Source organism: Mesorhizobium sp. 01N446, from assembly GCF_056399285.1.
In genome coordinates this window covers 497,782-521,801 of sequence record NZ_JBFTRA010000002.1, presented here as the reverse complement: position 1 = coordinate 521,801, position 24,020 = coordinate 497,782, and the positions used below count along the sequence as shown (strand labels likewise).

21 protein-coding genes are annotated in these 24,020 nt (G+C 63.5%); 10 read left to right on the top strand and 11 right to left on the bottom strand.

What is annotated here, in order from left to right; genetic code table 11:
- Nucleotides 1-7: 7 nt before the first annotated feature.
- Nucleotides 8-1,561, top strand: coding sequence for a trimethylamine methyltransferase family protein (locus AC1DPX_RS10880; protein WP_477236484.1), 1,554 nt, complete (start codon nt 8-10; stop codon nt 1,559-1,561).
- Nucleotides 1,562-1,583: 22 nt separating this feature from the next.
- Here the strand turns inward: AC1DPX_RS10880 and AC1DPX_RS10875 are convergent, their stop codons facing one another.
- The 5 genes from AC1DPX_RS10875 to AC1DPX_RS10855 form a co-directional block, all read right to left on the bottom strand.
- Nucleotides 1,584-2,903: an ABC transporter ATP-binding protein gene (locus tag AC1DPX_RS10875; protein ID WP_477236482.1), complete on the bottom strand. Its 1,320-nt coding sequence runs from the start codon at nt 2,901-2,903 to the stop codon at nt 1,584-1,586.
- A gap of 24 nt (nt 2,904-2,927) precedes the next feature.
- Nucleotides 2,928-4,682: an ABC transporter permease gene (locus tag AC1DPX_RS10870; RefSeq protein WP_477236480.1), complete on the bottom strand. Its 1,755-nt coding sequence runs from the start codon at nt 4,680-4,682 to the stop codon at nt 2,928-2,930.
- Between the two features lie 147 nt (nt 4,683-4,829).
- Nucleotides 4,830-5,075, bottom strand: coding sequence for a hypothetical protein (locus AC1DPX_RS10865; protein ID WP_477236478.1), 246 nt, complete (start codon nt 5,073-5,075; stop codon nt 4,830-4,832).
- A gap of 364 nt (nt 5,076-5,439) precedes the next feature.
- Complete coding sequence (locus AC1DPX_RS10860) at nt 5,440-6,051, bottom strand: response regulator transcription factor (protein WP_477237485.1); 612 nt, start codon at nt 6,049-6,051, stop codon at nt 5,440-5,442.
- A gap of 5 nt (nt 6,052-6,056) precedes the next feature.
- Nucleotides 6,057-7,139, bottom strand: a complete 1,083-nt coding sequence (locus AC1DPX_RS10855) for a sensor histidine kinase (RefSeq protein WP_477236476.1) — start codon at nt 7,137-7,139, stop codon at nt 6,057-6,059.
- Here AC1DPX_RS10855 and AC1DPX_RS10850 point away from each other — a divergent pair.
- Both AC1DPX_RS10850 and AC1DPX_RS10845 read left to right on the top strand, forming a co-directional pair.
- Entirely contained in the window at nt 7,124-8,068 is a 945-nt protein-coding gene (locus AC1DPX_RS10850; protein ID WP_477236474.1) for a bestrophin-like domain, read from the top strand. The genes AC1DPX_RS10855 and AC1DPX_RS10850 overlap by 16 nt on opposite strands.
- A gap of 55 nt (nt 8,069-8,123) precedes the next feature.
- Nucleotides 8,124-8,438, top strand: a complete 315-nt coding sequence (locus tag AC1DPX_RS10845) for a ferritin family protein (RefSeq protein ID WP_044548017.1) — start codon at nt 8,124-8,126, stop codon at nt 8,436-8,438.
- Nucleotides 8,439-8,456: 18 nt separating this feature from the next.
- On the opposite strand, the gene AC1DPX_RS10840 is transcribed toward AC1DPX_RS10845, so the two are convergent.
- Complete coding sequence (locus tag AC1DPX_RS10840) at nt 8,457-9,482, bottom strand: LacI family DNA-binding transcriptional regulator (protein ID WP_202359088.1); 1,026 nt, start codon at nt 9,480-9,482, stop codon at nt 8,457-8,459.
- Nucleotides 9,483-9,677: 195 nt separating this feature from the next.
- Here AC1DPX_RS10840 and AC1DPX_RS10835 point away from each other — a divergent pair, with 195 nt between their 5' ends.
- The 5 genes from AC1DPX_RS10835 to AC1DPX_RS10815 all read left to right on the top strand — a co-directional run bounded on the left by AC1DPX_RS10835 (nt 9,678) and on the right by AC1DPX_RS10815 (nt 14,630).
- On the top strand, nt 9,678-10,697 hold the full coding sequence (locus AC1DPX_RS10835) for a Gfo/Idh/MocA family protein (RefSeq protein ID WP_477236472.1): 1,020 nt from the start codon (nt 9,678-9,680) through the stop codon (nt 10,695-10,697).
- Between the two features lie 12 nt (nt 10,698-10,709).
- Nucleotides 10,710-11,615 (top strand): sugar phosphate isomerase/epimerase family protein, encoded by a 906-nt coding sequence (locus AC1DPX_RS10830; RefSeq protein WP_477236470.1) that lies wholly within the window; start codon nt 10,710-10,712, stop codon nt 11,613-11,615.
- A gap of 81 nt (nt 11,616-11,696) precedes the next feature.
- Entirely contained in the window at nt 11,697-12,704 is a 1,008-nt protein-coding gene (locus tag AC1DPX_RS10825; RefSeq protein ID WP_477236468.1) for a substrate-binding domain-containing protein, read from the top strand.
- An 85-nt stretch (nt 12,705-12,789) separates the two neighbouring features.
- Nucleotides 12,790-13,587 carry an ATP-binding cassette domain-containing protein gene (locus tag AC1DPX_RS10820; protein WP_202359092.1) on the top strand — a complete coding sequence of 266 codons (798 nt, stop codon included), beginning with the start codon at nt 12,790-12,792 and terminating at the stop codon, nt 13,585-13,587.
- A complete protein-coding gene (locus tag AC1DPX_RS10815) occupies nt 13,584-14,630 on the top strand; it encodes an ABC transporter permease (protein WP_477236466.1) in 1,047 nt (348 codons plus the stop codon). Before AC1DPX_RS10820 ends, AC1DPX_RS10815 begins: the two co-directional genes overlap by 4 nt.
- Before the next feature lie 98 nt (nt 14,631-14,728).
- On the opposite strand, the gene AC1DPX_RS10810 is transcribed toward AC1DPX_RS10815, so the two are convergent.
- The 3 genes from AC1DPX_RS10810 to AC1DPX_RS10800 form a co-directional block, all read right to left on the bottom strand.
- Entirely contained in the window at nt 14,729-16,282 is a 1,554-nt protein-coding gene (locus AC1DPX_RS10810; RefSeq protein WP_477236464.1) for an SIR2 family protein, read from the bottom strand.
- A gap of 21 nt (nt 16,283-16,303) precedes the next feature.
- The gene (locus AC1DPX_RS10805; RefSeq protein WP_477236462.1) at nt 16,304-18,847 is read right to left on the bottom strand and encodes an ATP-dependent helicase; all 2,544 of its coding nucleotides are present in this window, start codon (nt 18,845-18,847) and stop codon (nt 16,304-16,306) included.
- 83 nt (nt 18,848-18,930) lie between these two features.
- The gene (locus tag AC1DPX_RS10800) at nt 18,931-19,767 is read right to left on the bottom strand and encodes a DUF2059 domain-containing protein (protein ID WP_477236460.1); all 837 of its coding nucleotides are present in this window, start codon (nt 19,765-19,767) and stop codon (nt 18,931-18,933) included.
- 194 nt (nt 19,768-19,961) lie between these two features.
- Here AC1DPX_RS10800 and AC1DPX_RS10795 point away from each other — a divergent pair, with 194 nt between their 5' ends.
- Nucleotides 19,962-22,277, top strand: a complete 2,316-nt coding sequence (locus AC1DPX_RS10795) for a glucose/quinate/shikimate family membrane-bound PQQ-dependent dehydrogenase (RefSeq protein WP_477236458.1) — start codon at nt 19,962-19,964, stop codon at nt 22,275-22,277.
- A gap of 6 nt (nt 22,278-22,283) precedes the next feature.
- Here AC1DPX_RS10795 and AC1DPX_RS10790 read toward each other — a convergent pair whose 3' ends face one another.
- Together AC1DPX_RS10790 and AC1DPX_RS10785 are read right to left on the bottom strand one after the other, a co-directional pair.
- The gene (locus AC1DPX_RS10790) at nt 22,284-22,721 is read right to left on the bottom strand and encodes a hypothetical protein (RefSeq protein ID WP_202359097.1); all 438 of its coding nucleotides are present in this window, start codon (nt 22,719-22,721) and stop codon (nt 22,284-22,286) included.
- A gap of 9 nt (nt 22,722-22,730) precedes the next feature.
- Complete coding sequence (locus AC1DPX_RS10785; RefSeq protein ID WP_477236456.1) at nt 22,731-22,901, bottom strand: hypothetical protein; 171 nt, start codon at nt 22,899-22,901, stop codon at nt 22,731-22,733.
- Between the two features lie 267 nt (nt 22,902-23,168).
- Between AC1DPX_RS10785 and AC1DPX_RS10780 the strand changes: the two genes are divergently transcribed.
- Nucleotides 23,169-24,017 carry a dienelactone hydrolase family protein gene (locus tag AC1DPX_RS10780; RefSeq protein ID WP_477237483.1) on the top strand — a complete coding sequence of 283 codons (849 nt, stop codon included), beginning with the start codon at nt 23,169-23,171 and terminating at the stop codon, nt 24,015-24,017.
- Nucleotides 24,018-24,020: the final 3 nt, after the last annotated feature.

Sequence of the window (24,020 nt, the reverse complement as noted above, 5' to 3'; positions counted from 1 at the left end):
ATTTTCGATGATCGATGACGCGGCACGAGACAGCAGGCGTGAGCGCCGGCGTGGACGCACGGGCGAGGCCGGCAGCGAAAGCAGCCGCCATCCCAACTACCGGTCGCTGAAGAATCCGTTCATGCCGCAGCCGATCTTTTCGGACGACCAGATTTCCGCGATCCACGACACGGCGCTGCGCGTGCTGGAAGAACTCGGCATCAAGGTGCTCTTGCCGCAGGCGCGGGAAATTTTCGCCCGCGCCGGTGCGCTCGTGGACCCGGACACCGACATGGTGCGCATCGGCCGCGACATCGTGGCCGCCGCACTGGCCTCGGCGCCAAAATCAATTCCGGCGCTGGCGGGCGACCGCAGCCGCGATCTTTTGCTCGAACTCGGCTCGATGACGTTCCTCGCCGGCGCTGGCGCGCCGAACGTCACCGATCTCGAACGCGGCCGCCGGCCGGGAACGCTCGGCGCCTTCGAGGAGTTGACCAAGCTCATCCAGCATTTCGACGTACTGCACATGCTTTGCCCCTGCATCGAGCCGCAGGATGTCGACAACCGCTTTCGCCACTATGCCGTCAACCGGGCGCAACTGACGCTGTCCGACAAGTTCCCCTTTGTCTTCGCTCGCGGAACGCCGCAGGTCGAGGATGGGTTCGAGATGATCCGGCTGGCGCGCGGGCTGTCGGAGGATGAATTCCGCGCTGGCGCCCATTGCTACACCATCATCAACACCAACTCGCCGCGCCAGCTCGATATTCCAATGGCGCAAGGCATCATCGACTTCGCCCGCGCCGGGCAGGTCCTGGTCATCACGCCGTTCTGCCTGGCAGGCGCGATGGCGCCGATCACGGTCGCAGGCGCGCTGACGCTGCAGCATGCCGAAGCGCTGGCCGGCCTGGCACTGGCGCAGATCGTGCGCCCGGGCGCACCCGTGCTTTACGGTTCCTTCTCCTCCAATGTCGACATGAAGTCGGGCGCTCCGGCGTTCGGCACACCCGAGCACGTCAAGGCGACACTGGGGGCCGGCCAATTGGCGCGCTTCATCGGCCTTCCCTGGCGATCGGGCGCCGGCAGTGCCGCCAACATCTCCGATGCGCAGGCGGCCCATGAGTCGCAGTTCGCCCTTTGGGGCTCGGTGCTTGCCGGCGCCACCGTCTGCATCCACGCCGCGGGCTGGCTGGAGGGGGGCCTGAGTGTCTCTTTCGAGAAGCTGATCACCGACATCGAGGCGGTGCAGTCGATAGCCGAGCTTTGCGCGACGACTCCTGGCGACGACGACGCGATCGGTTTCGAGGCGATCGCCGAAGTGCAGCCGGGCGGGCATTTCTTCTCGGCCGGCCACACGATGTCGCGCTACCGCACGGCATTCTATGAGCCACTGGTGGCCGACTGGTCGAACTTCGGCAACTGGACGCAAAACGGATCAAAGACCGCCACCGAGCGCGCCACCGGTATCTGGAAACGCATCCTTACCGATTTCGAGCCGCCCGCTTCGGCTGCCGCCACTGCCGGCGTGCTCGACGAGTTCATCGCGCGGCGCACCGAAGAGGGCGGCGCGGCGCCGGTGTCGTAACCAGGCGCGGCGCCCAGATTGGTTAGGTGGGGTTGTCGAGCGTGAACAGGTCGCTCTCCTCGTCATAGGCGAAATATTCGGCGTAGCGCGCCCAGCTGATGACGGCGCGCACCGTCTGGTCGGCATAGTCCTCGGACATGTGGTCCTCCAGCTCATCACGGAAGCGGCGGGCCGGCGCCTTGTGGTTGGCGCGTTCGTCGAGCACGCGGCGGATGTGACCGGCCAGCGGCACATAGGTCGCGAGCTGCTGCGCGAACAATTGCTTGCGCGCGTCGACCTCGCTTTCGGCGAAGCGTTTGCCCGCCGGCGTCAGCTGGATGTCGCCTTCGGCGAACTCGGCGAAGCGCAGCAGCTGCAGCGTTTCGGCGATCGGGAACAGGTCGTCGATCTCGAGCTGAAGGCTGGCGGCCAGCGGCGGCAGGTCGGCATGCCCGTTGTAAGGCGGCGCGGCTACGGCCTCAATCAGGCCGGCAAGCAGGTTGGTCGAGACGCGCGGCAGCACCATGGCGATGCCGGAACCCGGGAAGACGCCGTCGCGGGCAGGCGTGCCCGGCTCCTTCCTGGCGGTCATGCGGGCATAGATGTCCTCGACCAGCGCACGGAAGGCGGGGTCCAGCCGGTTGCGCGGCTGCGGCAGGTCGATCCGCAGTTCTGCGACGACGCGGCCCGGATTGGACGAAAAGATCAGCACGCGGTCGCACATCAGCACGGCCTCCTCGATGTTGTGCGTCACCATCAGGATCGATTCGATCGGCATGCGGCCTTCCGACCAGAGGTCGAGCAGGTCGGTGCGCAGCGTCTCGGCCGTCAACACGTCGAGCGCCGAGAACGGCTCATCCATCAAAAGCACCTTGGGATGCACCACCAGGGCGCGGGCGAGCCCGACGCGCTGGCGCATGCCGCCCGACAGTTCCTTCGGATAGGCGTTCTCGAAACCGTCGAGGCCGATCAGGTCGATGGCCGACAAAGCGCGCTTGCGGCGCTCGGCCGGCGAGACGCCCTGCGCCTCGAGCCCGAGTTCGACATTCTGCAGCACGGTCAGCCAGGGAAACAGCGCAAAACTCTGGAAGACCATGGCAATGCCGTCCGGCGTGCCGGAGACGAGCTTGCCCTCGAAGGCGATGGCGCCCTCGCTTGGCCGGATCAGGCCGGCGATGGAGCGCAGCAAGGTCGATTTGCCGGATCCGGAGCGGCCGAGCAGGCCGACGATCTCGCCCGAGACGAGCGTCAGCCCGACCTGGTCGAGGACGACGAGCTTGCCAGCGCTGCCCTTGTCATAGGTCTGGCAGACGCCATGGACTTCGACGAGCGGAAGGGTGTTGGGGATGACAGTTTGGTTCATGATCAGTCTCCTGAAAGAATGGGGTCAGTCGAGCCGCATGCGGCGTTCGGCGAAGACGTAGAGCGGGCGCCAAAGCGTGCGGTTGAAGAGGGTGACGAAGAGCGACATCACGGCGATGCCGAGGATGACGCGCGGGAAATCACCTGCCTCGGTGGCCTTGGCGATGTACGACCCGAGGCCGAACGCCTCGAGCCTGGTGTTGCCCCAGCTTGCCAGTTCGGCGACGATCGAGGCGTTCCACGAGCCGCCGGAGGCGGTCAGCGCGCCGGTGATGTAGTAGGGGAAGATCCCCGGCAGCATGACGTTCTTCCACCACGACCAGGACCGTATCTTGAACACCCGGGCTGCCTCCTTGAGATCGGAGGGGAAGGCGCTGGCGCCGGCGATGACGTTGAACAGGATGTACCATTGCGTGCCCAGCACCATCAGCGGCGACAGCCAGACGCCGGGGCTGGCGCCGGTGGCGAAGATGGCGATCACCGCGAACGGAAACAGCACATTGGCGGGGAAGGCGGCGAGGAACTGCGCCAGTGGCTGAACGCGTTGGGCGACCGCGGGTCTCAAGCCGATCCAGACGCCGATCGGCACCCAGATGACGCTGGCCACCGCGATCAGCACGATCACGCGCAGTAGAGTGAGAAGGCCGCCGCCGAGGGCTTCGACCACATCGTTCCAGCCAAGCGTCTGCCTGAGATACAGGACCGTCTCGACGGCACCCCACAGCGCGACAAGCAGCACCAGGCCGAGCCAGGCGAAGTCGAGCAGCCGGGACAAGCGGCGCGAGGCGACGCTGGCCGCCCGCAGGGTCCGCTTGCGCAGGCGCAGCAGCATGGCGCGCTGCCACAGCCAGGCGATCGGCAACCCCACGGTCCGCAGCAGCCGGGCGCGGCGCAGGACGTCGTAGACCCAGGAGCGGGGCTTTTCCTGGCCGGCGGTCTGCTCGAAGCGGAACTTGTCGGCCCAGGCGACAACGGGCCGGAACAGCAGCTGGTCATAGAGCAGGATGAGCACGCCCATGGCGAGCACTGCCCAGGCCACGGCGGTAAAATCCTGCTTGTCGATGGCGAGCGCCAGCCAGGAGCCGATGCCGGGCAGTTGCACCGTGGTGTTGCCAACGGTGATGGCCTCGGAGGCGACGACGAAGAACCAGCCGCCCGACATCGACATCATGGTGTTCCAGACCAGGCCGGGGGCCGCGAAGGGAGCCTCCAGCCGCCAGAACCTCTGCCACACCGACAGGCCGAAGCCGCGGCTGACCTCGTCAAGGTCGCCAGGCACGGTGCGCAGCGACTGGTAGAACGAGAACGCCATGTTCCAGGCCTGGCTGGTGAATATTGCGAAGATCGCGGCGCATTCGGCGCCGAGTTGGCTGCCGGGAAACAGGCCCATGAAGAAGGTCACGGTGAAGGTCAGGAAACCCAGCACCGGCACCGACTGCAGGATATCGAGTGCGGGAATGATCACCATTTCGGCGCGCCGGCTCTTGGCTGCCAGCGTCGCTACCGTGAAGGTGAAGACCAGCGACACGATAATGGCCGCGAACATGCGCAGCGTGGTGCGCAGCGCGTATTCCGGCAGGTTGGCGAGATCGAGCGTGACCGGCGAGGTGGTGAGCAGCGTGCTTGGGGCGCGCATGCCGGCGGCGCCATGCGCCAGAAGCACCAGCAACGCCACCAGCATGGCAAAGGCGATCGTGTCGTAGATGTTGGGGGCGATGCGTCCGCGTGCGAGCGCCGCGGCCTCGCCAAGCGAATTGCGGTTGTGGGGCAGGAAGATCATGGCGGACCTCCGGGGGATGGGCCGATTTCGGTTTGGCTTGGGAGAGGATGATTGCGGGCGTGCGGAAGGCTGCGACCGGGAGGTGGTCGCGCCGGGCGCCAGGGCCTGACCGTCAGTGCGGAGGTTTGGGCTGCGTTGAGAAAGGGCTCAGGCAGCGCGCCGAGGGAGGGCCGATCGACGACTGACGCCCTCTTCGGAGACGGGCTCCTGCGCCCAGCGGCACTCCAGGCGGCCGCTCACCGAGCCGAGGCGCCAGACGCAGACGAGCCGGGTCGACGGCATGGCGAAGCCGGCTTTGCCCGCCAGGCCGCGCGTTGTTGCAAAGGACGGCCGTGCAATCGAAGCGGAGCGCGTGGCAGAGCGCGCGCGGAAGGGAATGATTTTGGTGTTCATGGCTCACCTCTTGCGGTCCGGCGGGACGGCAAGGCGAGCCGCAGGCGGGTTATGCCCTGCCGAGGCCCGACCGGCGCCACATGCCGGAAACCAAATCTGTTGACGGGGCCAGTGTCCGGACCGTGCCTGTGGCTTGATCCGGACAGCGACTGGGATAGCTGTCCATAACCTGTTCGATCTCGAGTTGATGCTTCGGTCAGCCGAAGCCACGCCGCCTTACGCCCGCCGCTCACGACGTGTCAACGCGAGCGCCGGAATCTTAAGTATATGGCCTGATACCAAGGCATATGGCGGCCGGGCGCCGGTTACGCAACGCGCTATCAATGCATTGAAAAATAACGGTTTATTTGCCGCCTCGGAGCGGTCAGATTCCGAGCTTGCCGGCCATTTTTATGAGCTCGGCCAGCGACACGGCCTGCATTTTGCGCATCGCTCGCGCGCGGCGGACCTTGACGGTTATCTCGCTGACGCCGAGGTCGCCGGCGATCTGCTTGTTGAGCCGTCCCTGCACCACCAGCGCCACGACGCTGTGTTCGCCTTCGCTCAGCGTCGCCAGCCGTTCGCGCAACGTATCGAGTTCCGCTGCTTGCGTTCGCCGCAGCCGGTCCTTGTCCAGGGCGGTGGCGATGGCATCGAGCAGGTCCTGTTCGCGGAACGGTTTCGGCAGGAAATCGACGGCACCGGTCTTCATCGCCTGCACCGACATGGCGATGTCGCCATGCCCGGTCATGATGATGACTGGCAGCGGCGTCTCGGAACGGGCGAGCTCCTTCTGGAAATCCATGCCGCTTTTGCCGGGCAGACGCACGTCGAGCACCAGGCAAGAAGGTGCGTCCGGCCTCGGCGCTCCCAGGAATTCGGCGACCGAACCGAAACAGCGCACGTCCAGGCCAACCGAGCGCAGCAGGCTGTCGAGCGCCTCGCGCATGGCGGGATCGTCGTCGATGACGAAAACGATCTGCTCTGGTTCTCCGATAGGCGTCATTGCTCTGACCCGCGCGGTCCGGTTTTGCCGGCCGGGAGCGAAAAGAAGAAGGCGGCGCCGCGCGGCGCCGCAGGCTGCGCCCAGATGCGGCCGCCATGGCTTTCGACGATGGAGCGGCTGATGGCAAGCCCCATGCCCAACCCTTCTGATTTGGTGGTGTAGAAGGCGTCGAAGACATGGTCGAGTTCGACGCCGCCCAGCCCACGGCCGGAATCGCGCACCTCTATGACGATTTCGCCGGATTTACCGGGGCTGGTCACGATGGTGACGTCACGCGCTTCTTCGCCGCTCACCGCCTCGAGCGCGTTGAGGACGAGGTTGAGGATGACCTGCTGGATCTGCACCGGATCGGCCTGGGCCCGAGGCAGTTTGCCGGCGAGTTCCGTCCGCAAGGAGACATGCGCTCTGCCGGCCTCGGTTTCCACCAGGGTCAGCGTCTCCGCTATCAGCTGGTTGACGTCCAACCGGACGGCCTTGCCGCCCGCCTTACGGGTCAGACCGCGCAGGCGCTTGATCAGCTCGCTCGCGCGTTCGGCGTCCCTGACGATGCGTTCGGCCGCCTTGCCGGCCTCATCCGGATTGCCGCCCGCCAGCCAGCGCCGGGCGGCGTTGCCGTTCAGCACGATCGCCGCCAGCGGCTGGTTGAGCTCGTGGGCGATCGAGGCCGTCAATTCGCCGAGCATCGTCACGCGCGTGATGTGGGCGAGCTGCGCCTGCGCCTCGCGCGCGGCGGCCTCGGCGGCGGCGGTGCGCAGCGCCAGATAGGCGGTGACGGCGATCGCCACCAGGCTGATGGCGCAGTTGATCATGCCTGCCGGAACGGAACCTGCCCGCGTCAGGAAAAAACTCAGCACGGTGAGCGCCATGCAGGCTGCCGCCACCATCGCCACGCCGCGGCGGTCGAGATAGCGGACCGCGATCAGGACAATGGCGACGTAGAAGACCGCGACCGCGATCTCCAGATTGGTGACCGTATCGGCCAGGAAGATGGCCGCCGCCAGCAGCGCAAGCAAGACCGGCAGCAGTGGCCGGCGCCCGAGGAGCGGCCCAAGGAGCGGCAAGGATGATCTTCCAGACATGCCGCCTCCTTGCTGATCGAACTGCCGCGACGGGCAGGCGACATTACCGCGCCGCGTTTCAGCCCGGCAAGGCGCTGCAATATCGCACCGGATCCGCGAGTATACTTGAACTTTCGCCTTCAACAGGCCCCCTCGGCATTGGCAATTGGCGCATCCCGTGCAGAGATGAGCGAATGCGCGAAGCTTTGATCGCAGTGGTGATCGTCCTGTGCCTGGCCGCATCGGCATTTGGCAGCATGGCAATCTGGCCGAGACTGCCGACCAGACACCGCGATGACGACACGAACACGGTGGTTCGGCTTGCAGCCAACCTGTTCGGCGTCATGACCTCGCTGATACTCGGCCTGATGATCAACTCGGCCAAGAACACCTTCGAATCGATCGATCACAATGTGCACGCCTATGCGACGGAGCTGATCCTGCTCGACAGGACATTGCGCCAGTACGGCCCCGAAACCGATGCGGTGCGCCAGCCGTTGGTCGCCTATGTGCAGCGGGTGGTGGACACCTCGTCACAAAACAGCGAAACGACTATCGCCGCCAACCAACTGTCCGAACGTCTGCTGACGGAAATCGGCTCACGGCTAAATGCGCTGACGCCGCCCGACGCTGTACGTGGTTCCCTCCTGCAGGATGGACGCCAGCGCCTGCAGAAGGTGCTGGAAATGCGCTGGGTGCTGATCGAGCAATCGGAGGGCGCCATCCCTTGGCCGCTGATTGCCATGCTGGTTGCGTGGCTGGCACTGATCTTCGCCAGTTTCGGCTTCAGGGCGCCGAAGAATGCCATCACAGCCACAACGCTTATGGTGTCGGCCGCGCTGATCGCGGGGGCGATCTACCTGATCCTGGACATGGATGTCGCATTTTCCGGGCCGATCCAGATTTCGTCGGCGCCGCTGGAGCGGGCGTTGGCGGAATTGCAGCGTTGAGGCGGAACCGGCGGCATTCCCAGGCATTCATGGGGATGAAGCACCGGAGGACGACATGGGTTTCGACCAGTATCACGAACCGCCTGAAGAACTGTCGCAGAAGGTGCGGACCTTTGCGCGCATGATCACCTCGCTGATCGAGGAAGCGGAAGCGATCGGCTGGTACGAACAGCGCATCTCGGTGGAGAAGGATCCGCAGGCGCGGGCCATCATGCAGAACGCGCAAGGCGAGGAGTTCAAGCACTTCGGCATGGATCTGGAATTCCTGCTGCGCCAGAAGAAGGACTGGCGCGCGGAATTGAAGGAAATCCTGTTCACCACCGGCGACATCGTCAAGGCCGGTGAGCGGGGCGAGAAGAAGGTGGATTGATATCCTCTACGGGCTCCATCAATCGCTGTCGCGCGCGATCAGCTCCAGCGGCCAGACCTCGCGGATGATGCGCGGGCCTTCGGGGCCGGCAAAGGCGGGCAGCGAGGCCAGCAGCATTTCGGCCAGCCGCCTTCCCATCGGCTCCAGCGCCGGGCGGAAGGCGGTCAACGCCGGGGAAAAATAGCGGCAGAGCGGCGTGTCGACGATGACGGTGACGGCGATGTCGTGGCCGGGTCTGATGCCCATCTCGGCCAGCGCCTTGCAGCCGCCGAGCGCCATGGCGTCGTTGTTGAAGATGATGGCCGTCGGCCGGTCCTTTGCCAGCATCACGCGCGGCGTCACCTGGTAGCCGCCGGCCTCGTTGATGAAGCCGTCGGCGATCAACGCCGGATCGACCTCGATGCCGTGCCGCTTCAGGGCCTTGCGGTAGCCGTCGAGGAACAGATAGCCAAAATTGAGGTTGAGGGAAGGGCGGATCGCGGCGATGCGGCGGTGGCCGCGCGCCACCAGCCGGTCGACGGCATCGCTGCCTGCCTGTTCAAAATCAAGGTCGAGCGAGGGATAGGCCTTGCCGCCTGTGCGGCTGCGGCCGAGCGTGGCGAAGGGGAAACCGACCTCGGTGAGATAATCGATGCGCTCGTCCTCGCGCCGCGTCCAGGCCAGCAGCACGGCATCGGCGCGGCGGGTCTCGACGACGCGGCGCAGGCGTTCCTGCTGATAGTCGCCCGGCGCGCCCATGACGACGGTCAGGTCGAGCCCGCTTTCGGCCAGGCGGCCCTGCAGCCCGATCAGGAAGGGGATGAAGAACGGTTCGCCATATTGCTGGTCGCCAGGATGCGGCTGCAGCATGAAGGCGATCGAATGGGTCGCGCCTTGCCGCAGGCTGCGGCCAGACTGGTTGGGGGAATAGTTCAGCTTCTTGGCGGCGTCGAGCACGCGCTGTCGGGTGTCGGCATTGACGTCGGCGCGGCCGTTCAGCGCCCGCGAAACGGTGCCGATCGAAATGTTCAGATGACGCGCTAGGTCGTGGATGCTGGACGCCAAAGGATAGTCTCCCCTGCCTTGGCTATCATTGGCTGCCGCTCAGGCCAAGGCTTCGGGACAATTTTCGCGGGCAGCCGATTGACATTCTACGCCATCGGGTGTGTTCTCGTAAACGTTTACGGAAAAACGTTTACGGTGATGCCGTGGATGCCGTGACGATCGGTCTGGAGGGGCCGAGCGGAGGAGGAACGCCGGATGATGAATGTCGTCCTCGTCGGCTGCGGCGCGATGAGCAGGCAGTGGCTCGATGCCGCGAGGCAGATCGACGGGCTCGCCATTGTCGGCCTTGTCGACCTCGACGCCGAGCGGGCGAAGGCGAGGGCGCATGAATACGGCCTCACCGGCATTGTCATCGGCACCAGCCTTGACGCGGTGCTCGACCAGACCAGGCCCGACGCGGTGTTCGATGTCGTGGTTCCCGCCGCGCGGCGCGAAGTCGCGCTTTCGGCCTTTGCCCATAATTGCCATCTCCTGACCGAGAAACCCTTGGCCGACAGTCCTGAAAACGCCCGCGCCATTGTCGAGGCGGCCCGCCAGGCCGGGCGCATCCATGCCGTCGTGCAGAACCGCCGCTACGTCGCCAATGTCAGGCGCATCCGCCGCTTCCTGGATTCCGGCGCTATTGGCGCGGCGACAAGCATCCATGCCGATTTCTTCGTCGCGCCGCATTTCGGCGGCTTTCGCGAGGAGATGGCGCATGTCCTGCTGCTCGACATGGCCATCCACACATTCGACGCCGCCCGCTACATGGCCGGCGGCGAGCCGGCTGGGGTTTACTGCCAGGAATGGGAGCCGGCCAATTCCTGGTATCGGCAGGGCTCGTCGGCAAGTGCTGTCTTCGATCTCGGCGGCGGCAAGGTCTTCACCTATGCCGGCTCCTGGTGCGCCGACGGTTTCCGCACCAGTTGGGAAGGCAGCTGGCGCATCGTCGCCGAGCGCGGCAGCCTCATCTGGGACGGCCACGACCTGTTGACGGCTGAGGTGGTGGTGCCTGGCCGCGACGGGCTGTTCGACAAGACCCAGCCGATCGAAGTGCCGCCGCTCGATCCAGCCGACCGCGTCGGCGGCCATCTCGGCATCATCCGGGATTTTATGCACGCCATCGAGACCGGCACCGAGCCGGAGACGCGCGGCACCGACAACATCAAAAGCCTGGCCATGGTTTTCGGCGCCATCGAGAGCGCCGAAACCGGACGCCACGTGGCGATTTCATAGGAAACACAAGTGATGCCAAACCCGCTTCTCGACATCCGGATCGGCACCATGGTGCGGGCCAATCTCGAAGACCCCGCTGCCTATGTCAGGCAGATCCTGCCGCTCGGTTTCGAGAGCATCCAGCCCTTCTTCTGGCAGACACTGGGCGGCAAGGACCTTCCGCGCCTTGCCGGCGAGATCCGCGAGGCGATCGGCGATGCCGATGTCATCGTGTCTTCCCTCGGCGTGTTCGGCAATCCGCTGGAGGGCGGCGAGGTCGATCGCGGCGTGCTTGCGGCCTGGGAGACGGTCATCGACAATGCGCATCTGTTCGGCGCTTCGATGGTCAGCGGCTTCACCGGGCGCATCCGCGGCAAGCCACTAACGGACAGCCTGGCGCGCTTCCGCGAAGTGTGGGGACCGCTGGCCAAACGCGCCGCCGACAAGGGCGTGCGCATCGCCTTCGAGAATTGCGCAATGGACGGCAATTGGGCCGCCGGCGACTGGAACATCGCGCACAATCCGGACGCCTGGGAGCTGATGTTCAACGAATTGCCTGATGACAATCTGGGTCTCGAATGGGAGCCCTGCCATCAACTCGTCTATCTGATCGATCCGATCCCGCAGATCCGCAAATGGGCGCCGCGGATCTTCCATGTCCATGGCAAGGACGCGACGGTGCGCTGGGACGTGATCCGCGAACATGGCGTCTTCGGCCGCTTGCCATTCGTGCAGATGCGCACGCCCGGCTTCGGCGACAGCGACTGGACGCGGGTGATCAGCGAATTGCGGCTGGCCGGCTACAAGGGCGCCATCGACATCGAGGGCTGGCACGACCCGGTCTATCGCGGCGATCTCGAAATCACCGGCCAGGTCCGGGCGCTCGACTATCTGAAGCAGTGCCGGGGAGGGACAAGCTACCAGCCAAACCCGATGTGAGAGCCGGCCGGCGGGAGGAGCCAGCCGGCCCGAACAATGTCGAAAACCCTCGTTGCGAGGGATCAAAAGGGAGGAACGTGCATGAGCATCGCGACCAGAAGGACTGTTTTGCGCTCTACCGTCGTGGCTGCCGCCACGGCGCTTTGCGCCACAATCTCCACCTTGCCCGCCAATGCGCTCGACGCTCAATGGTGCAAGGATGTCCATATCCGCTTCTTCGTCGGCGGCGCCGAGGGCGACGCTTTCGGCACCATCGTCTACAATGGCGCCAAGCAGGCGGCGGCCGATCTCGGACCGAAAGTCGACTACATCTTCTCCGGCTGGGACATCGAAAAGATGGTGCAGCAATTGCGCGAGGCGGTCGCGGTCAAGCCCAATGGCATCGCCATGATGGGTCATCCAGGCGAAGACGCGATCATGCCGCTGGCCGAGCAGGCGCATAAGGACGGAATCAAGATGATGTACCAGAACGTGCCGGTGCCGAAGGTGACGGCGGCGTTCGGCGGCGGCTATGTCGGCGCGCAGCAGGAGCAGCAGGGCCGCGCGCTCGGCGTCGAGGCGTTCAAGCTGGCCGGGCTGAAATCCGGCGACAAGGCGATCATGATCGGCCCCTTCGACAATGAGAGCCGGGGCGCACGCGAGCGTGGCACGGTCGCCGCGCTGAAAGAGGCCGGCGTCGACGTCGTTCAGATCAATTCCGTAACCGAATGGGCCGCCGATCCAAACCTCGCCATCCCGGTGATCACCGCGGCACTACTCAACAATCCCGGCGTCAAGGCGGTCGGCTATCCCGGCGGGCAGATGCTCGGCAATGTGCCGACCTACATGCAGGCGGCGGGCAAGAAGCCCGGCGATATCTTCAATTTCGGCTTCGACACCAGCCCGCAGATCGTCGAGGGCTTCAAGGGTGGCTGGGTTCAACTGACCGCCGACCAGCAGCCCTTCATGCAGGGCTATCTGCCGATCCTCAGCCTCTGCCAGCAAGTGGTGCTGGGGCTGGCGCCGATGAATGTCGACACCGGTGCCGGCTTCGTCACGCCGCAGAACTACGAGATCGTCTCAGAGCTCGCCAAGCAGGCGCTGCGCTGACCTCCCAAGGCTGCCGGCCGGGTCAGGCCCGGCCGGCAGGACCGCCGGCAATGGGCCGGCATGCGACAATGAAAGCGAGGATCCGATGGCCGAACGCATCATCGAACTGCGCGATATCAAGAAGTCCTACGGTCAGGTCTATGCGCTGGGCGGCGTCAATCTCAGCGTCGACCGCGGTGAGGTTGTCGGCCTGCTCGGCGACAATGGCGCCGGCAAGTCGACGCTGATCAAGATCCTGTCCGGCGTGGTCAGGCCGACCAGCGGCGACATCCTGGTACGCGACAAGCCGGTGAGCGGCTGGAGCGCGGCGCGCTCGCGCGACGCCGGCATCGAGACGGTGTTCCAGGACCGGGCGCTGGCCGTGCAGCAGACCATCGTGCGCAACATCTTCATGGGCCGCGAGCTGACCGGCTTCATGGGCTGGCTGAAGGTCAACAAGGAGATCGAGGAGGCAAGCCGGCTGATGCGCGAGATCGGCTTCACCTCGAAGGTGTTCACGCCGCACTCGATCGTCGGCCAGCTGTCGGGCGGCGAACGGCAGGGCGTGGCGATCGCGCGCGCCATCTACAAGCAGGCGGAACTGATCATCCTCGACGAGCCGACGACGGCGCTGTCGCTGACCGAGACCGCCAAGGTGTTCCATTTCGTGCGCCAGGTGCGGGCGAGCGGACGCTCGATCCTGTTCATCGGCCACAACATCCACCACGTCTTCGACATCGCCGACCGCTTCGTGGTGCTCGATCGCGGCAAGGTGGCGCTGACCGCCGATCGCAGCGCGGTCAAGTCGGCGGAAGAGTTGATCAATTTCATGGAGGACGTCGCACATCCCGGCGGATTGCCTGGACTGCGCGAGGCCGGCGAAGCGGAGCAGCAAGCGCGATGAGCAAGACCATGGAACCCGATCTCGAAAGCCCTCTGCACGCTCATGCCGGGTCCGCCCGCCAGGAGTGGAAACATCCATCCGATCACTGGTTGCGCGGCTTCGTCCTCGACAACCGCGCCTCGCTCGGCACGCTCGCCGTGTTCATCGTCATGATGGCGGTGTTCATGGTCGCCAACCCGACCGTGTTCACCACCTGGTATCTCTACAGTTCCGTGCTGACGACGCTGCCCGTGGCGCTGTTCGTGGTCGTCCCGCTGGTCTTCGTCGTCACCTGCGGCGAGATCGACCTTTCGTTTCCGGCAACGATGGGCTTTGCCTCCTGGGTCTTCGCCCTGGTGGTGCAGGCCGGCTACGATCCGTTCCTCGGCATTGCCGCCGCACTCGTCACCGGCATGCTGCTCGGCTTCCTCGTCGGGTCGCTGGTCGTCTATGGCGGGCTGTCGTCGCTGATCGCCACGCTCGGCATGAATTTCCTGCTGCGCGGCCTGATCCAGATCGTCAACGAAGGCAAGTCGATGGCGCTGACCAGCCTCAGCGGCAGCTGGGCCTACAAGATCTTCTCCAGCCAGATCCAAGGCATTCCGGTGCAGATCTTCTGGGCCATCGCCTTCGTCGTGCTGTCGGCGATGCTCTATAACAGGCATCGTTTCGGCGCACAGGTGAGGGTGGTCGGCGACAATCCCGACAGCGCCCAGCAGATGGGCATCGACGTCAAGCGCGTGCGGGTGAAAGTGTTCGTCTTCGTCGGCATAGGGGCTGCGATCGCCGGCACCTTCTCGGTGATGATCAACTTCACCTGGTGGCCGACGGCGGGCGACGGTTATCTCCTGCCGGTGCTGGCCTCGGTGTTCGTCGGCGGCACGCCGACCTGGGGCGGCATCGGCACGGTCGTTGGCGGCGCCATCGGCGCGGTCACCGTGTCGTTCATCCAGACCGGCGTGGTGGCGGCAGGCCTGAGCGGCTTCTACGTGCAGTTCTTCAACGGCCTGATCATCATCCTGTCGCTGCTGGGGCACAAGTGGAACCAGGCACGGTATCGGTGAGGTGAGGGAATTTCGAGCTAGCCGTTATTAACTGGCCGTGGGCAAATGTTCGCCAGAGGAATGGATCGTCGCCGCGTAGGAATGGCTGTAGCGAGGCCTCAAAACCCCCATTTCAACTTGTCATAGAAGGCCGCCAATTTGCGAAAATAGCTCGCGTAATTTGATTTAAGATAGTCGGTCTTTTCAAAATTTTCTTTAAGAAAATCACGTAGATAGTCCAGGTCTATTTCGTCCGGTTTCAGGAATGGAATGTATATCGTCGCGTTCTCTGGGGTGCATTTCCCAATAAGTTCATCAATTTTGCAGTCTTTGTATTTGGAAATAAAGGATTTAGCATACTGCCCTAACCTAAAGTCTTTGGCAGGCCGATTCACCCATTTATCCAAATTGTTTCCCATCTTCGCATAATCACCCTTGCTCGTAATTTTGCAAGCGTGCAAGTATTTGAAAACAGGAACATTTTTTGTATTGCGTCCTGCTGTCTTTATCGATTGCTCAAGGACCTGCTGCGGGTCATACCCTCGGTTTTCGAAAATCAGATCGGCGATCAAATCTCTCGCGTCGATGCCGGCATAACCTACCCCCGAAATTGGAGCCAGTTGTTGTGATACAACGCCCACCCCTACTAGGAACTCGACGTCCTCTTTTCTGTCGATCTCGTCAATATCGACAACGCAAATCTTCTTCTCTGGTTCCGAAGACTTAACCAACTCATAAAGTTGTTCTTTGCAATACCTGAGAACTCTAGCTGGTATCTTCCTTTTTGTGGCTTCAAGCGCCCGGTAAATTTGAGAAAAATCATTCGTCTTAACAAGGACGAGTGGGATTTGCACCCCGTCAATTGAAATATAGGTATCAGATATCCCGTCACTCTCCTTGTCGGTTGGCCTTTGTACGAATATCAGATTCTTTCTAAGCTTTTCGACGTTTTCTTTGCCGATGCACAATGAGATTGACCTAAGCATCATGCTGATATTTTGATCTGATATCGAGTATCCTATAAATACTACCGGGTGTTCGACGAATATCGTGATCAATTTGGCGGCAAGGTACGCGTTTTTATTGTTAAAATCGTGGTAATCGTCGGAGGTTAGAGTGAGGGATTCTGGGCGTGATGCGCACCCGTGGATTTTATATATTTCTCCAATTTCTTGCGGGTTGGAAAATAGAAGTTCCTCTTGTCCAACATATATCTTATAATCTGGAAATACCTGCTCAAGAAATGGGTCCCAATTAGTTGTTATAATCCCATCAACATTCAGAGATGATAATAGCTCAACCTCTTTCTGATATTCGGATTTCTTCGCTATGTTCTGATCAAGTTTTAATAGGTAGTTGGCGATTTCGATCCTCAGCGCTGACGTTATCCCTTTTGCCTTGGTTTTATTCTTCGCGACGCTTTCTTTAAACTCATCGGAGGTCCACCAAAAATCATTGAATTGTTCCGCAATCAACTTGGCCGCGAGTGGCAAATTTCCATCTGCTGATGCCAGATAGAATTCAAACGGCTGGGGACCGCGACAGAAACGCCGTAGCAATCCAGCCCAATCTTCGAGCCCTAGATATCTTCTGGAAAATCCTGATCCAACGAAAAGGAATGGACCGGCCGCCTTTGCTTTAAATATTCTTGTTAGATCTTCCTCAACTGACATGTATCCCCGGCCTTCTTTGGTCTATTTTGTTGCCCCTACGACAAACCCGTCCAGCACGCGTTTCTGGCCGGCCTTGTCGAAGTCGATGGTCAGCTTGTTGCCTTCGATGGCCGAAATGTTGCCATTGCCGAATTTCTGGTGAAAGACGCGGTCGCCGACGCTGAAGGGCGACGGCTTGTCGGCGACGGATTTGGCGACCAGCTCGCCGTCGATGGTGCGGCCCTTTACGCTCGTGCGGCCGGCGCCGTAGCCGCTGTCGGTCTCGCCATAGCCGATGCGCTCGACCTGATGGCCGGAGCGCGTGCCCCAGTTGCGGTCGGTGGCTTCGGTGCGGTTGGCCTGCGCACGCTGCCAGCCGGGCGTCGAATAGGTGTTGGAGAAGGCGCCGGATTTTTCGGTGTTGGCGCCGACACTGTCGAAACGCGAGGCGCCGTACGGATTCTGCCGGCCGCCACGGCCCGACGCGAAGGAGCCGCCGCCGTACGAATTGCCGTAGCCGCCGTAGCTGTTGCCACTTTCGGCAATCTCGACATGGGATTCCGGCAGTTCCTCGAGGAAGCGCGACGGGATGGTCGATTGCCAGAGCCCATGGATGAGGCGGTTGGAGACGAACCAGAGATGCAGGTTCTTCTTGGCCCGCGTCAGGCCGACATAGGCGAGCCGGCGTTCTTCCTCCAGGCCGGAGCGGCCGCCTTCATCAAGCGCGCGCTGGTGCGGAAACAGGCCTTCCTCCCAGCCGGGGAGAAAAACCGTCTCGAATTCGAGACCTTTCGCCGAATGCAACGTCATGATCGAGACGGCGTCCTGCCCGGCATTGTGCTCGGCATCCATGACCAGCGCCACATGTTCGAGGAAGGAGCGCAGCGACTCGTACTCCTCCATCGAGCGGATCAGTTCCTTGAGGTTCTCAAGCCGGCCCGGCGCCTCGGCCGAACGGTCGTTCTTCCACATGTCGGTGTAGCCGCTCTCCTCGAGAATGGTCTCGGCGAGCTCGGTATGCGGCTTGGTTTCCAGCGCCTTCTGCCAGCGCTCGAAATTGGCGGCGACTTCGCGCAGTGCTGCGCGCGGCTTCGGCTTCAATTCGTCGCTTTCGGCGAGATTGCCGGCGGCCTCCAGCATCGGGATGCGCAGCGCGCGCGCCGTGTCGTGGATCTGGCGGATGGTGGCTTCGCCGAGCCCACGCTTGGGCACATTGACGATGCGCTCGAAGGCGAGGTCATCTCCGCTGTTGGCGACGACGCGGAAGAAGGCCAGCGCGTCGCGGATTTCCATGCGCTCGTAGAAGCGCGGGCCGCCGATGACGCGGTAGTTGAGGCCGAGCGTGATGAAGCGGTCCTCGAAGGCGCGCATCTGGAAGGACGCGCGGACAAGAATCGCCATGTCGTTCAAATTATGCTTTTGCCGCTGATAGGCCTCGATGGTCTCGCCGATGGCGCGGGCTTCCTCCTCGGAATCCCAGGCGGCGTGGACATTGACCTTGCCGTCCTCGGGGTCGTTGCGATCGGTGAACAGCGTCTTGCCGAAGCGGCCCTCATTGTGGGCGATGAGGTGGGAGGCAGCGCCAAGGATGTGCGCGGTCGAGCGGTAGTTGCGCTCCAGCCGGATGATGGTGGCGCCGGGAAAATCCTTGTCGAAGCGCAGGATGTTGTCGACCTCGGCGCCGCGCCAGCCATAGATGGACTGGTCGTCGTCGCCGACGCAGCAAATGTTGACGGTGGTGCGACCTTCAGCCCGTTGCGCCAGCAGGCGCAGCCACATGTACTGCGCCGTGTTGGTGTCCTGGTATTCGTCGACGAGGATGTATTTGAAGCGCCGGTGATAGTCCTTCAGCACATCCGGATTGGCGCGGAAGATGCGGATCGGGTGGCAGAGCAGGTCGCCGAAATCGCAGGCGTTCAGCGTCTGCAGTCGCTCCTGATAGGCCTTGTAGAGCTCTCGACCCTTGCCGTTGGCGAAGCTGCGCGCGTCACCCTCGGCGATATCGGACGGACCTTGGCCTTTGTTCTTCCAGCCGTCGATCATCTGGGCGAACTGCTTGGCCGGCCAGCGCTTGTCGTCGAGCCCTTCGGCCTGGATCAATTGCTTGATCAGCCGCACGACATCGTCGGTGTCGAGGATGGTGAAGTCGGAACGCAAGCCGGCAAGCTCGGCATGACGGCGTAGAAGCTTCACGCCGATCGAGTGGAAGGTGCCGAGCCAGGGCATGCCCTCGACATTGCCTTCACCGATCAGGATGCCGATGCGCTGCTTCATCTCGCGCGCGGCCTTGTTGGTGAAGGTCACGGCGAGGATCTGCGAGGGAAAGGCCCTGCCGGTGGCAAGGATGTGGGCGATGCGGGTGGTCAAGACGCGGGTCTTGCCGGTGCCGGCGCCGGCCAGCACCAGAACCGGGCCTTCGGTGGTCTCGACCGCCAGCCTTTGCTCGGGATTGAGGCCCTTCAGATAATCGGGCGCACTGTTCTGGCCGCCGCGGGCAGCCATGGCGCGCGCGGCAATGCCCGACGGGGCGGTGGGCCGCGCATTGGGTTCGTCGAAGAAGGGCATGTCTTCCGAAAAGCCGGACATCTTCCCCCGAATGTAGTGATTCGGCAGGGAAAGACCAGAACTGTCTACGTTTTGTTCTGGGTAAAAGTGCCTGCTATCGCGGTTCAGGCCTTGCGGTAGCCGAGGGCGACGAAGAATCGATGGCCGAAGGAGCGCGCCTCATCCTTCATCACCGCGCCCAGGGCGTCCTGCATCTGGTCGTAGTAGCGGCCGCCGGCGGGTGAGGCCAGGAAGGCGGCATAGAGCTTCAGGTCGGCCATGGACATATCCCGGTAGACATAGGCGGCCGATTCCATGGCATCGCTGTCGATGTCGCGGCGAAGCCCTTCGGTTTGCTTGCGCAGCAGGGCCATGACCTGGTCGTCGGGCAGGGGCTTTCCGGCCGCGCCAAGCATTTCGGAAAGCATCGCATAGCCCATGTTCAAGGCGACGGCTTCGCCGGTGTCGACGGCGCTGATATCGTCCATCATCTTCCTGTACAATGCGAGCCTGTCCGGATCCCTGGAAGCAAGCTCGCCGAGGATTTTGGCGCCCTCGATTTTCTTGGCCTCCCTTGCTGCCGGCGTGGACGCCTGGATCTCCAGCGCGGTGACCTGCTTGCCCAGGGGCGAAGCGTAGAACGCCGCCAGCTCTGACAGGTCCTTGGGGCTCAGCCTGTCCGCCATCCGGACTTCGATGGCTGCCTCCATCTTGTTTGGGTCAAAGGCGCCTTCCATCGCGGCGGCAAGGGCGTCCTGGACCTTTTGCGGCGGCATTCCCGGCGCCGATTTCACGGCCGCGGTGAAACCCGGGCCGATGCCCATCAGCATCTCGTGAAAGCCGTTCGCCTTGTTGATCTCGCTGATTGTCTGCGCCGGGGCGGCCGCCGTGCCGGCAACGAGCGGGACGAGGCAGTAGAGCACAAGCGCCATGCGCGTCAGCGGCGGAAGGAATGACGGCATTTTGCTTGCTCCACGACAAAGATGATCCATGGAGACTGCGGGAAAACCCTGATGCAGGCAAGATGGTTTGCCACCTTGGCGTGTGGGCCGGCTTGACAGGCGAGGCAGGCGGGAGAAAGCTGCGCGCAGGGCAGGAACGGTGTACCGGATCGCCCATGGGCGCGCGAGCGCGCAACAGTCGAAGGAGTATCATCTTGGCTGTCACCATCACCTCCCTCATCCTCTTTCTCCTCGGTCTGGCGCTTGGCGCGGGCGGCATCTGGTTGGCCTCGCTGGGGGGCAGCTGGTACTACATCGTCGTCGGTCTGGCCTTCCTGATCGCCGCCTGGCTACTTTACCGGCGCCGTTCCACCGCGCTCTGGCTCTATGCGGCGATCGTGCTCGGCACGCTGGCCTGGGCGGTCTGGGAAATAGGCTTCGACTGGTGGGAGCTCGGCCCGCGCGGCGGCATCATCGTGCTGGTGGCGCTTTGGCTGCTGACACCGTGGGCAAGGCGGGGCCTTGTCGGGCCTGACGGCCGCGCTCCGTTGATCCTGGCGGTGCTGGCATCGCTGGCGGTGGCCGGCTATTCGATGACCACGGACCCGAAGGACATTGCCGGCGCGCTCGACACCGACAAGGTGATCCCCAACGCCAATCTCGGCAATGATGTGCCGGCGGGCGAGTGGCATTTCTACGGCCGCACGCAATTCGGCCAGCGCTATTCGCCGCTCGACCAGATCACGCCGGACAATGTCGCCAATCTGCAGCCGGCCTGGACCTATCGCACCGGCGACGTGAAAGGGCCCGATGACGTCGGCGAGACCACATACCAGGTGACGCCGCTCAAGATCGGCGACACGCTCTACATCTGCACGCCGCACAATTTCGCCATCGCGGTGGACGCGGCGACCGGCAAGGAGAAATGGCGCTACGATCCCAAGATCAAGCTCGACAAGGACCGCCAGCACCAGACCTGCCGCGGCGTGTCCTATTATGCCGATGCGGCCGGCGCCGCCGGCCAGCCTTGCGCGACCCGCGTCTACCTGCCGACCTCGGATGCGCGGCTGATCGCGCTCGATGCCGCCAGCGGGCAGGTCTGTCCCGCCTTCGCCGAGGGCGGCGCGCTCAATCTCTTGACCGGCATGCCCTATCCGAAGTCGGGCTATTACTACTCGACCTCGGCGCCGCTGATATCAGGCGGCAAAATCATCGTCGGCGGCGCGGTCAACGACAATTATTCGACGCAGGAGCCCTCCGGCGTCATCCGCGCCTATGATGCGAGCACCGGCAAGCTGATCTGGAACTGGGATTCCGGCAATCCGGACCAGACGACGCCGCTGCCGGCCGGCCAGACCTACACCGCCAACTCGCCCAACATGTGGTCGACGCCGAGCGCCGACGAGAAGCTCGGCCTGCTCTATGTGCCGCTCGGCAACCAGACGCCGGACCAGCTCGGCGCCGGACGAAGCGCTAATGTCGAGAAATTCTCCTCCTCGATCACCGCGCTCGACCTCAACACCGGGCAGTTGAAATGGGTGCGGCAGACCGTGCATCACGACCTGTGGGACATGGACGTGCCGGCGCAGCCGAGCCTGATCGACATCACCAAGGCCGACGGTTCCGTCGTGCCCGCGCTGGTCGGGCCGACCAAGCAGGGCGACCTCTATGTGCTTGACCGACGCACCGGCGAACCGGTGATCGCGGTCAAGGAAGTGCCGGCGCCCGGCGGCGCCATCGAAGGGGACCATACGTCGCCGACGCAGCCGGTCTCCGATCTCACTTTCATGCCGAAGCCGCTGACCGGTGCCGACATGTGGGGCATCACCATGTTCGACCAGTTGGCCTGCCGGATCGAATTCCAGGGCTTGCGCTACGAAGGCCGCTATACGCCGCCTTCCGTACAGGGCTCGCTGGTCTATCCCGGCAATTTCGGCACCTTCAACTGGGGCGGCGTCGCTGTCGATCCGGTTCGGCAGGTGATGTTCGGCATGCCGACCTATCTGGCGTTCAAGTCGCAGCTCATCCCGCGCGACCAGGTGCCGCCGCCGGATGAAGGACGCGGCAGCGAACAAGGGCTGAACCGCAATGAGGGCGCGCCCTATGCGGTGGTGATGGGACCGTTCCTGTCGCCGCTTGGTATTCCCTGCCAGGCGCCGCCATGGGGCTATGTCGCGGGCGTCGATCTGAGGACCGGCACGATCAACTACAAGCACCGCAACGGCACCGTCTACGACATGACGCCATTGCCGCTGCCGCTGAAGGTCGGCGTGCCCGGCATTGGTGGGCCGATGATCACCGCCGGCGGAGTCGCCTTCCTCGGGGCCGCGGTCGACGATTACCTGCGCGCCTATGACCTGACGTCAGGCAAGCAGCTCTGGCGGGCCCGATTGCCCGCCGGTGGGCAGTCGACGCCGATGACCTATACGGTCGCCGACGGGCGCCAGTTCGTGGTCATCGTCGCCGGCGGCCACGGCTCGGTCGGCACCAAGCCGGGCGATTATGTGATGGCTTACGCGCTGCCGAAGTAGGGGGCGCTAGCCGAGCCCGAGATGGCTCTTAAGGCCGGGCACAGAGCCGAGCACCTGGTTGGTCAAACCGGGGCCGGCGGCGGCTTCGGCCTGCTGGACCAGCGTGGCGCCGGCCTTCTGGATCTGCGCAATGTCGAGCCCGGATGCCTTGAGCGCGGCGAGGCCATTGACCAGCGCGCCCGCCTTTTCGCCGAGAACGCCGCCAAGCGCGCCTTGCAGCGAGGACAGGAAGCCGCCACCGCCGCCGGCAGGGGCCGCGGCCATGACGTCATATTTCTGCGCCAACGCATCGGCGCCCGGGATCTTGGCGAAGAAGGATGAGGCGCTGGTGCCTTCCGCCTCGTGTTCGAGCACCGAGAAAATGGTGCCGACGACCTTTTCGGTCGTCGCCTGATCGAGGCCGGCCTTCTGCGAAACGGTGTTCACGATATCCTGTACGTCCATGACTTCACCTCAACCTTGGGTTTTCGTGTTTGCCGGATGGCGCTGGCGGCTGCGGACCTTGACCATGGACTTTCGGCTTGCCGCGACAACGGTTGCGCACATCGCCAGAATGGCGGCTGCCGCAACCATGAAGAAGGTTGCAAGGATCGGCGAAGTCATGGTCATCAGCTTTCCTTTCACGTCGGGCCCTTCTGGACCATGGCCGCGCCATGGGGCGGCCGGAACGTGAGTTTCCTCTAACATTGTGGCAGCGCCATCAGAATTTGTCGCCGATGACAAGAATGTGATGATGGTTGCCGCAGCTTGCCAGGGAACAGGAGCGTGACCGAGCCGTGACTGGACGATGCGAGGCTCGCCCCTATCTTGCGGACGCAAGGACACAAAAGTCGAGGAGCGCCCCCCGTGACCAAATCCACCATCGCTGACAAGCCTGCCATCACTCAGGCGATGATCGATGCGTATGACGAGTACACGCATCTGACGCTCGACCGCCGCCGCTTCATGGAACAATTGACCCGGCTTGCCGGATCGGGGGCCGCGGCGGCCGCCATTGCACCAATGCTGGCGGCGAATTCCGCCCAGGCGGCGATCGTCGCCGACAACGATCCGCGGCTGAAGGGTGAGGATATCACCTATCCCGGCAGTGGCGGCGAGATGAAGGGCTATCTGGTCAAGCCGGCAAACCAGGACGGCAAACTCGGCACCGTCATCGTCATCCATGAAAACAGGGGGCTCAACCCGCATATACGCGACGTCGCCCGGCGCGTGGCGCTGGAGGGGTTCGTGGCGCTTGCATCGGATTTCCTATCGCCGCTCGGCGGAACGCCCGCTGACGAGGACAAGGCGCGCGACATGTTCACGAAACTCGATCCGGCGCAAACGATCGCCAATGGCGTGGCAACCGTCGCCTTCCTCAAGGCCGACAAGGACGGCGACGGGAAGGTCGGCGCCATCGGATTCTGCTGGGGCGGCGGCACGGCCAACATGCTGGCCGTCAACGCGCCGGATCTCGCCGCCAGCGTCGCCTATTACGGCATGCAGCCGAAGGCGGCCGACGCAGCGAAGATCAAGGCCGCGCTGCTGCTGCACTATGCCGGGCTCGACGATCGCACCAATGCCGGCATCGCCGCCTTCAAGAAGGAACTCGATGCCGCGCATGTCGAATACACGGTCTATGTCTATGAAGGCGCCAACCATGCCTTCAACAACGATACGTCGGCGGCCCGCTACGACAAGAAAGCGGCCGATCTCGCCTGGGGCAGGACGATCGCTTTCCTGAAGCAGAAGCTGGCGTAGGGA

Coding starts and splice junctions, on each gene's coding strand:
- AC1DPX_RS10805 (WP_477236462.1), bottom strand. CDS start 18,847: ATGTCCGGCTTTTCGGAAGACATGCCCTTCTTCGACGAACCCAATGCG.
- AC1DPX_RS10850 (WP_477236474.1), top strand. CDS start 7,124: ATGATCTTCCAGACATGCCGCCTCCTTGCTGATCGAACTGCCGCGACG.
- AC1DPX_RS10815 (WP_477236466.1), top strand. CDS start 13,584: ATGAGCAAGACCATGGAACCCGATCTCGAAAGCCCTCTGCACGCTCAT.
- AC1DPX_RS10830 (WP_477236470.1), top strand. CDS start 10,710: ATGCCAAACCCGCTTCTCGACATCCGGATCGGCACCATGGTGCGGGCC.
- AC1DPX_RS10855 (WP_477236476.1), bottom strand. CDS start 7,139: ATGTCTGGAAGATCATCCTTGCCGCTCCTTGGGCCGCTCCTCGGGCGC.
- AC1DPX_RS10835 (WP_477236472.1), top strand. CDS start 9,678: ATGATGAATGTCGTCCTCGTCGGCTGCGGCGCGATGAGCAGGCAGTGG.
- AC1DPX_RS10780 (WP_477237483.1), top strand. CDS start 23,169: ATGATCGATGCGTATGACGAGTACACGCATCTGACGCTCGACCGCCGC.
- AC1DPX_RS10810 (WP_477236464.1), bottom strand. CDS start 16,282: ATGTCAGTTGAGGAAGATCTAACAAGAATATTTAAAGCAAAGGCGGCC.
- AC1DPX_RS10800 (WP_477236460.1), bottom strand. CDS start 19,767: ATGCCGTCATTCCTTCCGCCGCTGACGCGCATGGCGCTTGTGCTCTAC.
- AC1DPX_RS10875 (WP_477236482.1), bottom strand. CDS start 2,903: ATGAACCAAACTGTCATCCCCAACACCCTTCCGCTCGTCGAAGTCCAT.
- AC1DPX_RS10820 (WP_202359092.1), top strand. CDS start 12,790: ATGGCCGAACGCATCATCGAACTGCGCGATATCAAGAAGTCCTACGGT.
- AC1DPX_RS10880 (WP_477236484.1), top strand. CDS start 8: ATGATCGATGACGCGGCACGAGACAGCAGGCGTGAGCGCCGGCGTGGA.
- AC1DPX_RS10790 (WP_202359097.1), bottom strand. CDS start 22,721: ATGGACGTACAGGATATCGTGAACACCGTTTCGCAGAAGGCCGGCCTC.
- AC1DPX_RS10825 (WP_477236468.1), top strand. CDS start 11,697: ATGAGCATCGCGACCAGAAGGACTGTTTTGCGCTCTACCGTCGTGGCT.
- AC1DPX_RS10845 (WP_044548017.1), top strand. CDS start 8,124: ATGGGTTTCGACCAGTATCACGAACCGCCTGAAGAACTGTCGCAGAAG.
- AC1DPX_RS10870 (WP_477236480.1), bottom strand. CDS start 4,682: ATGATCTTCCTGCCCCACAACCGCAATTCGCTTGGCGAGGCCGCGGCG.
- AC1DPX_RS10865 (WP_477236478.1), bottom strand. CDS start 5,075: ATGAACACCAAAATCATTCCCTTCCGCGCGCGCTCTGCCACGCGCTCC.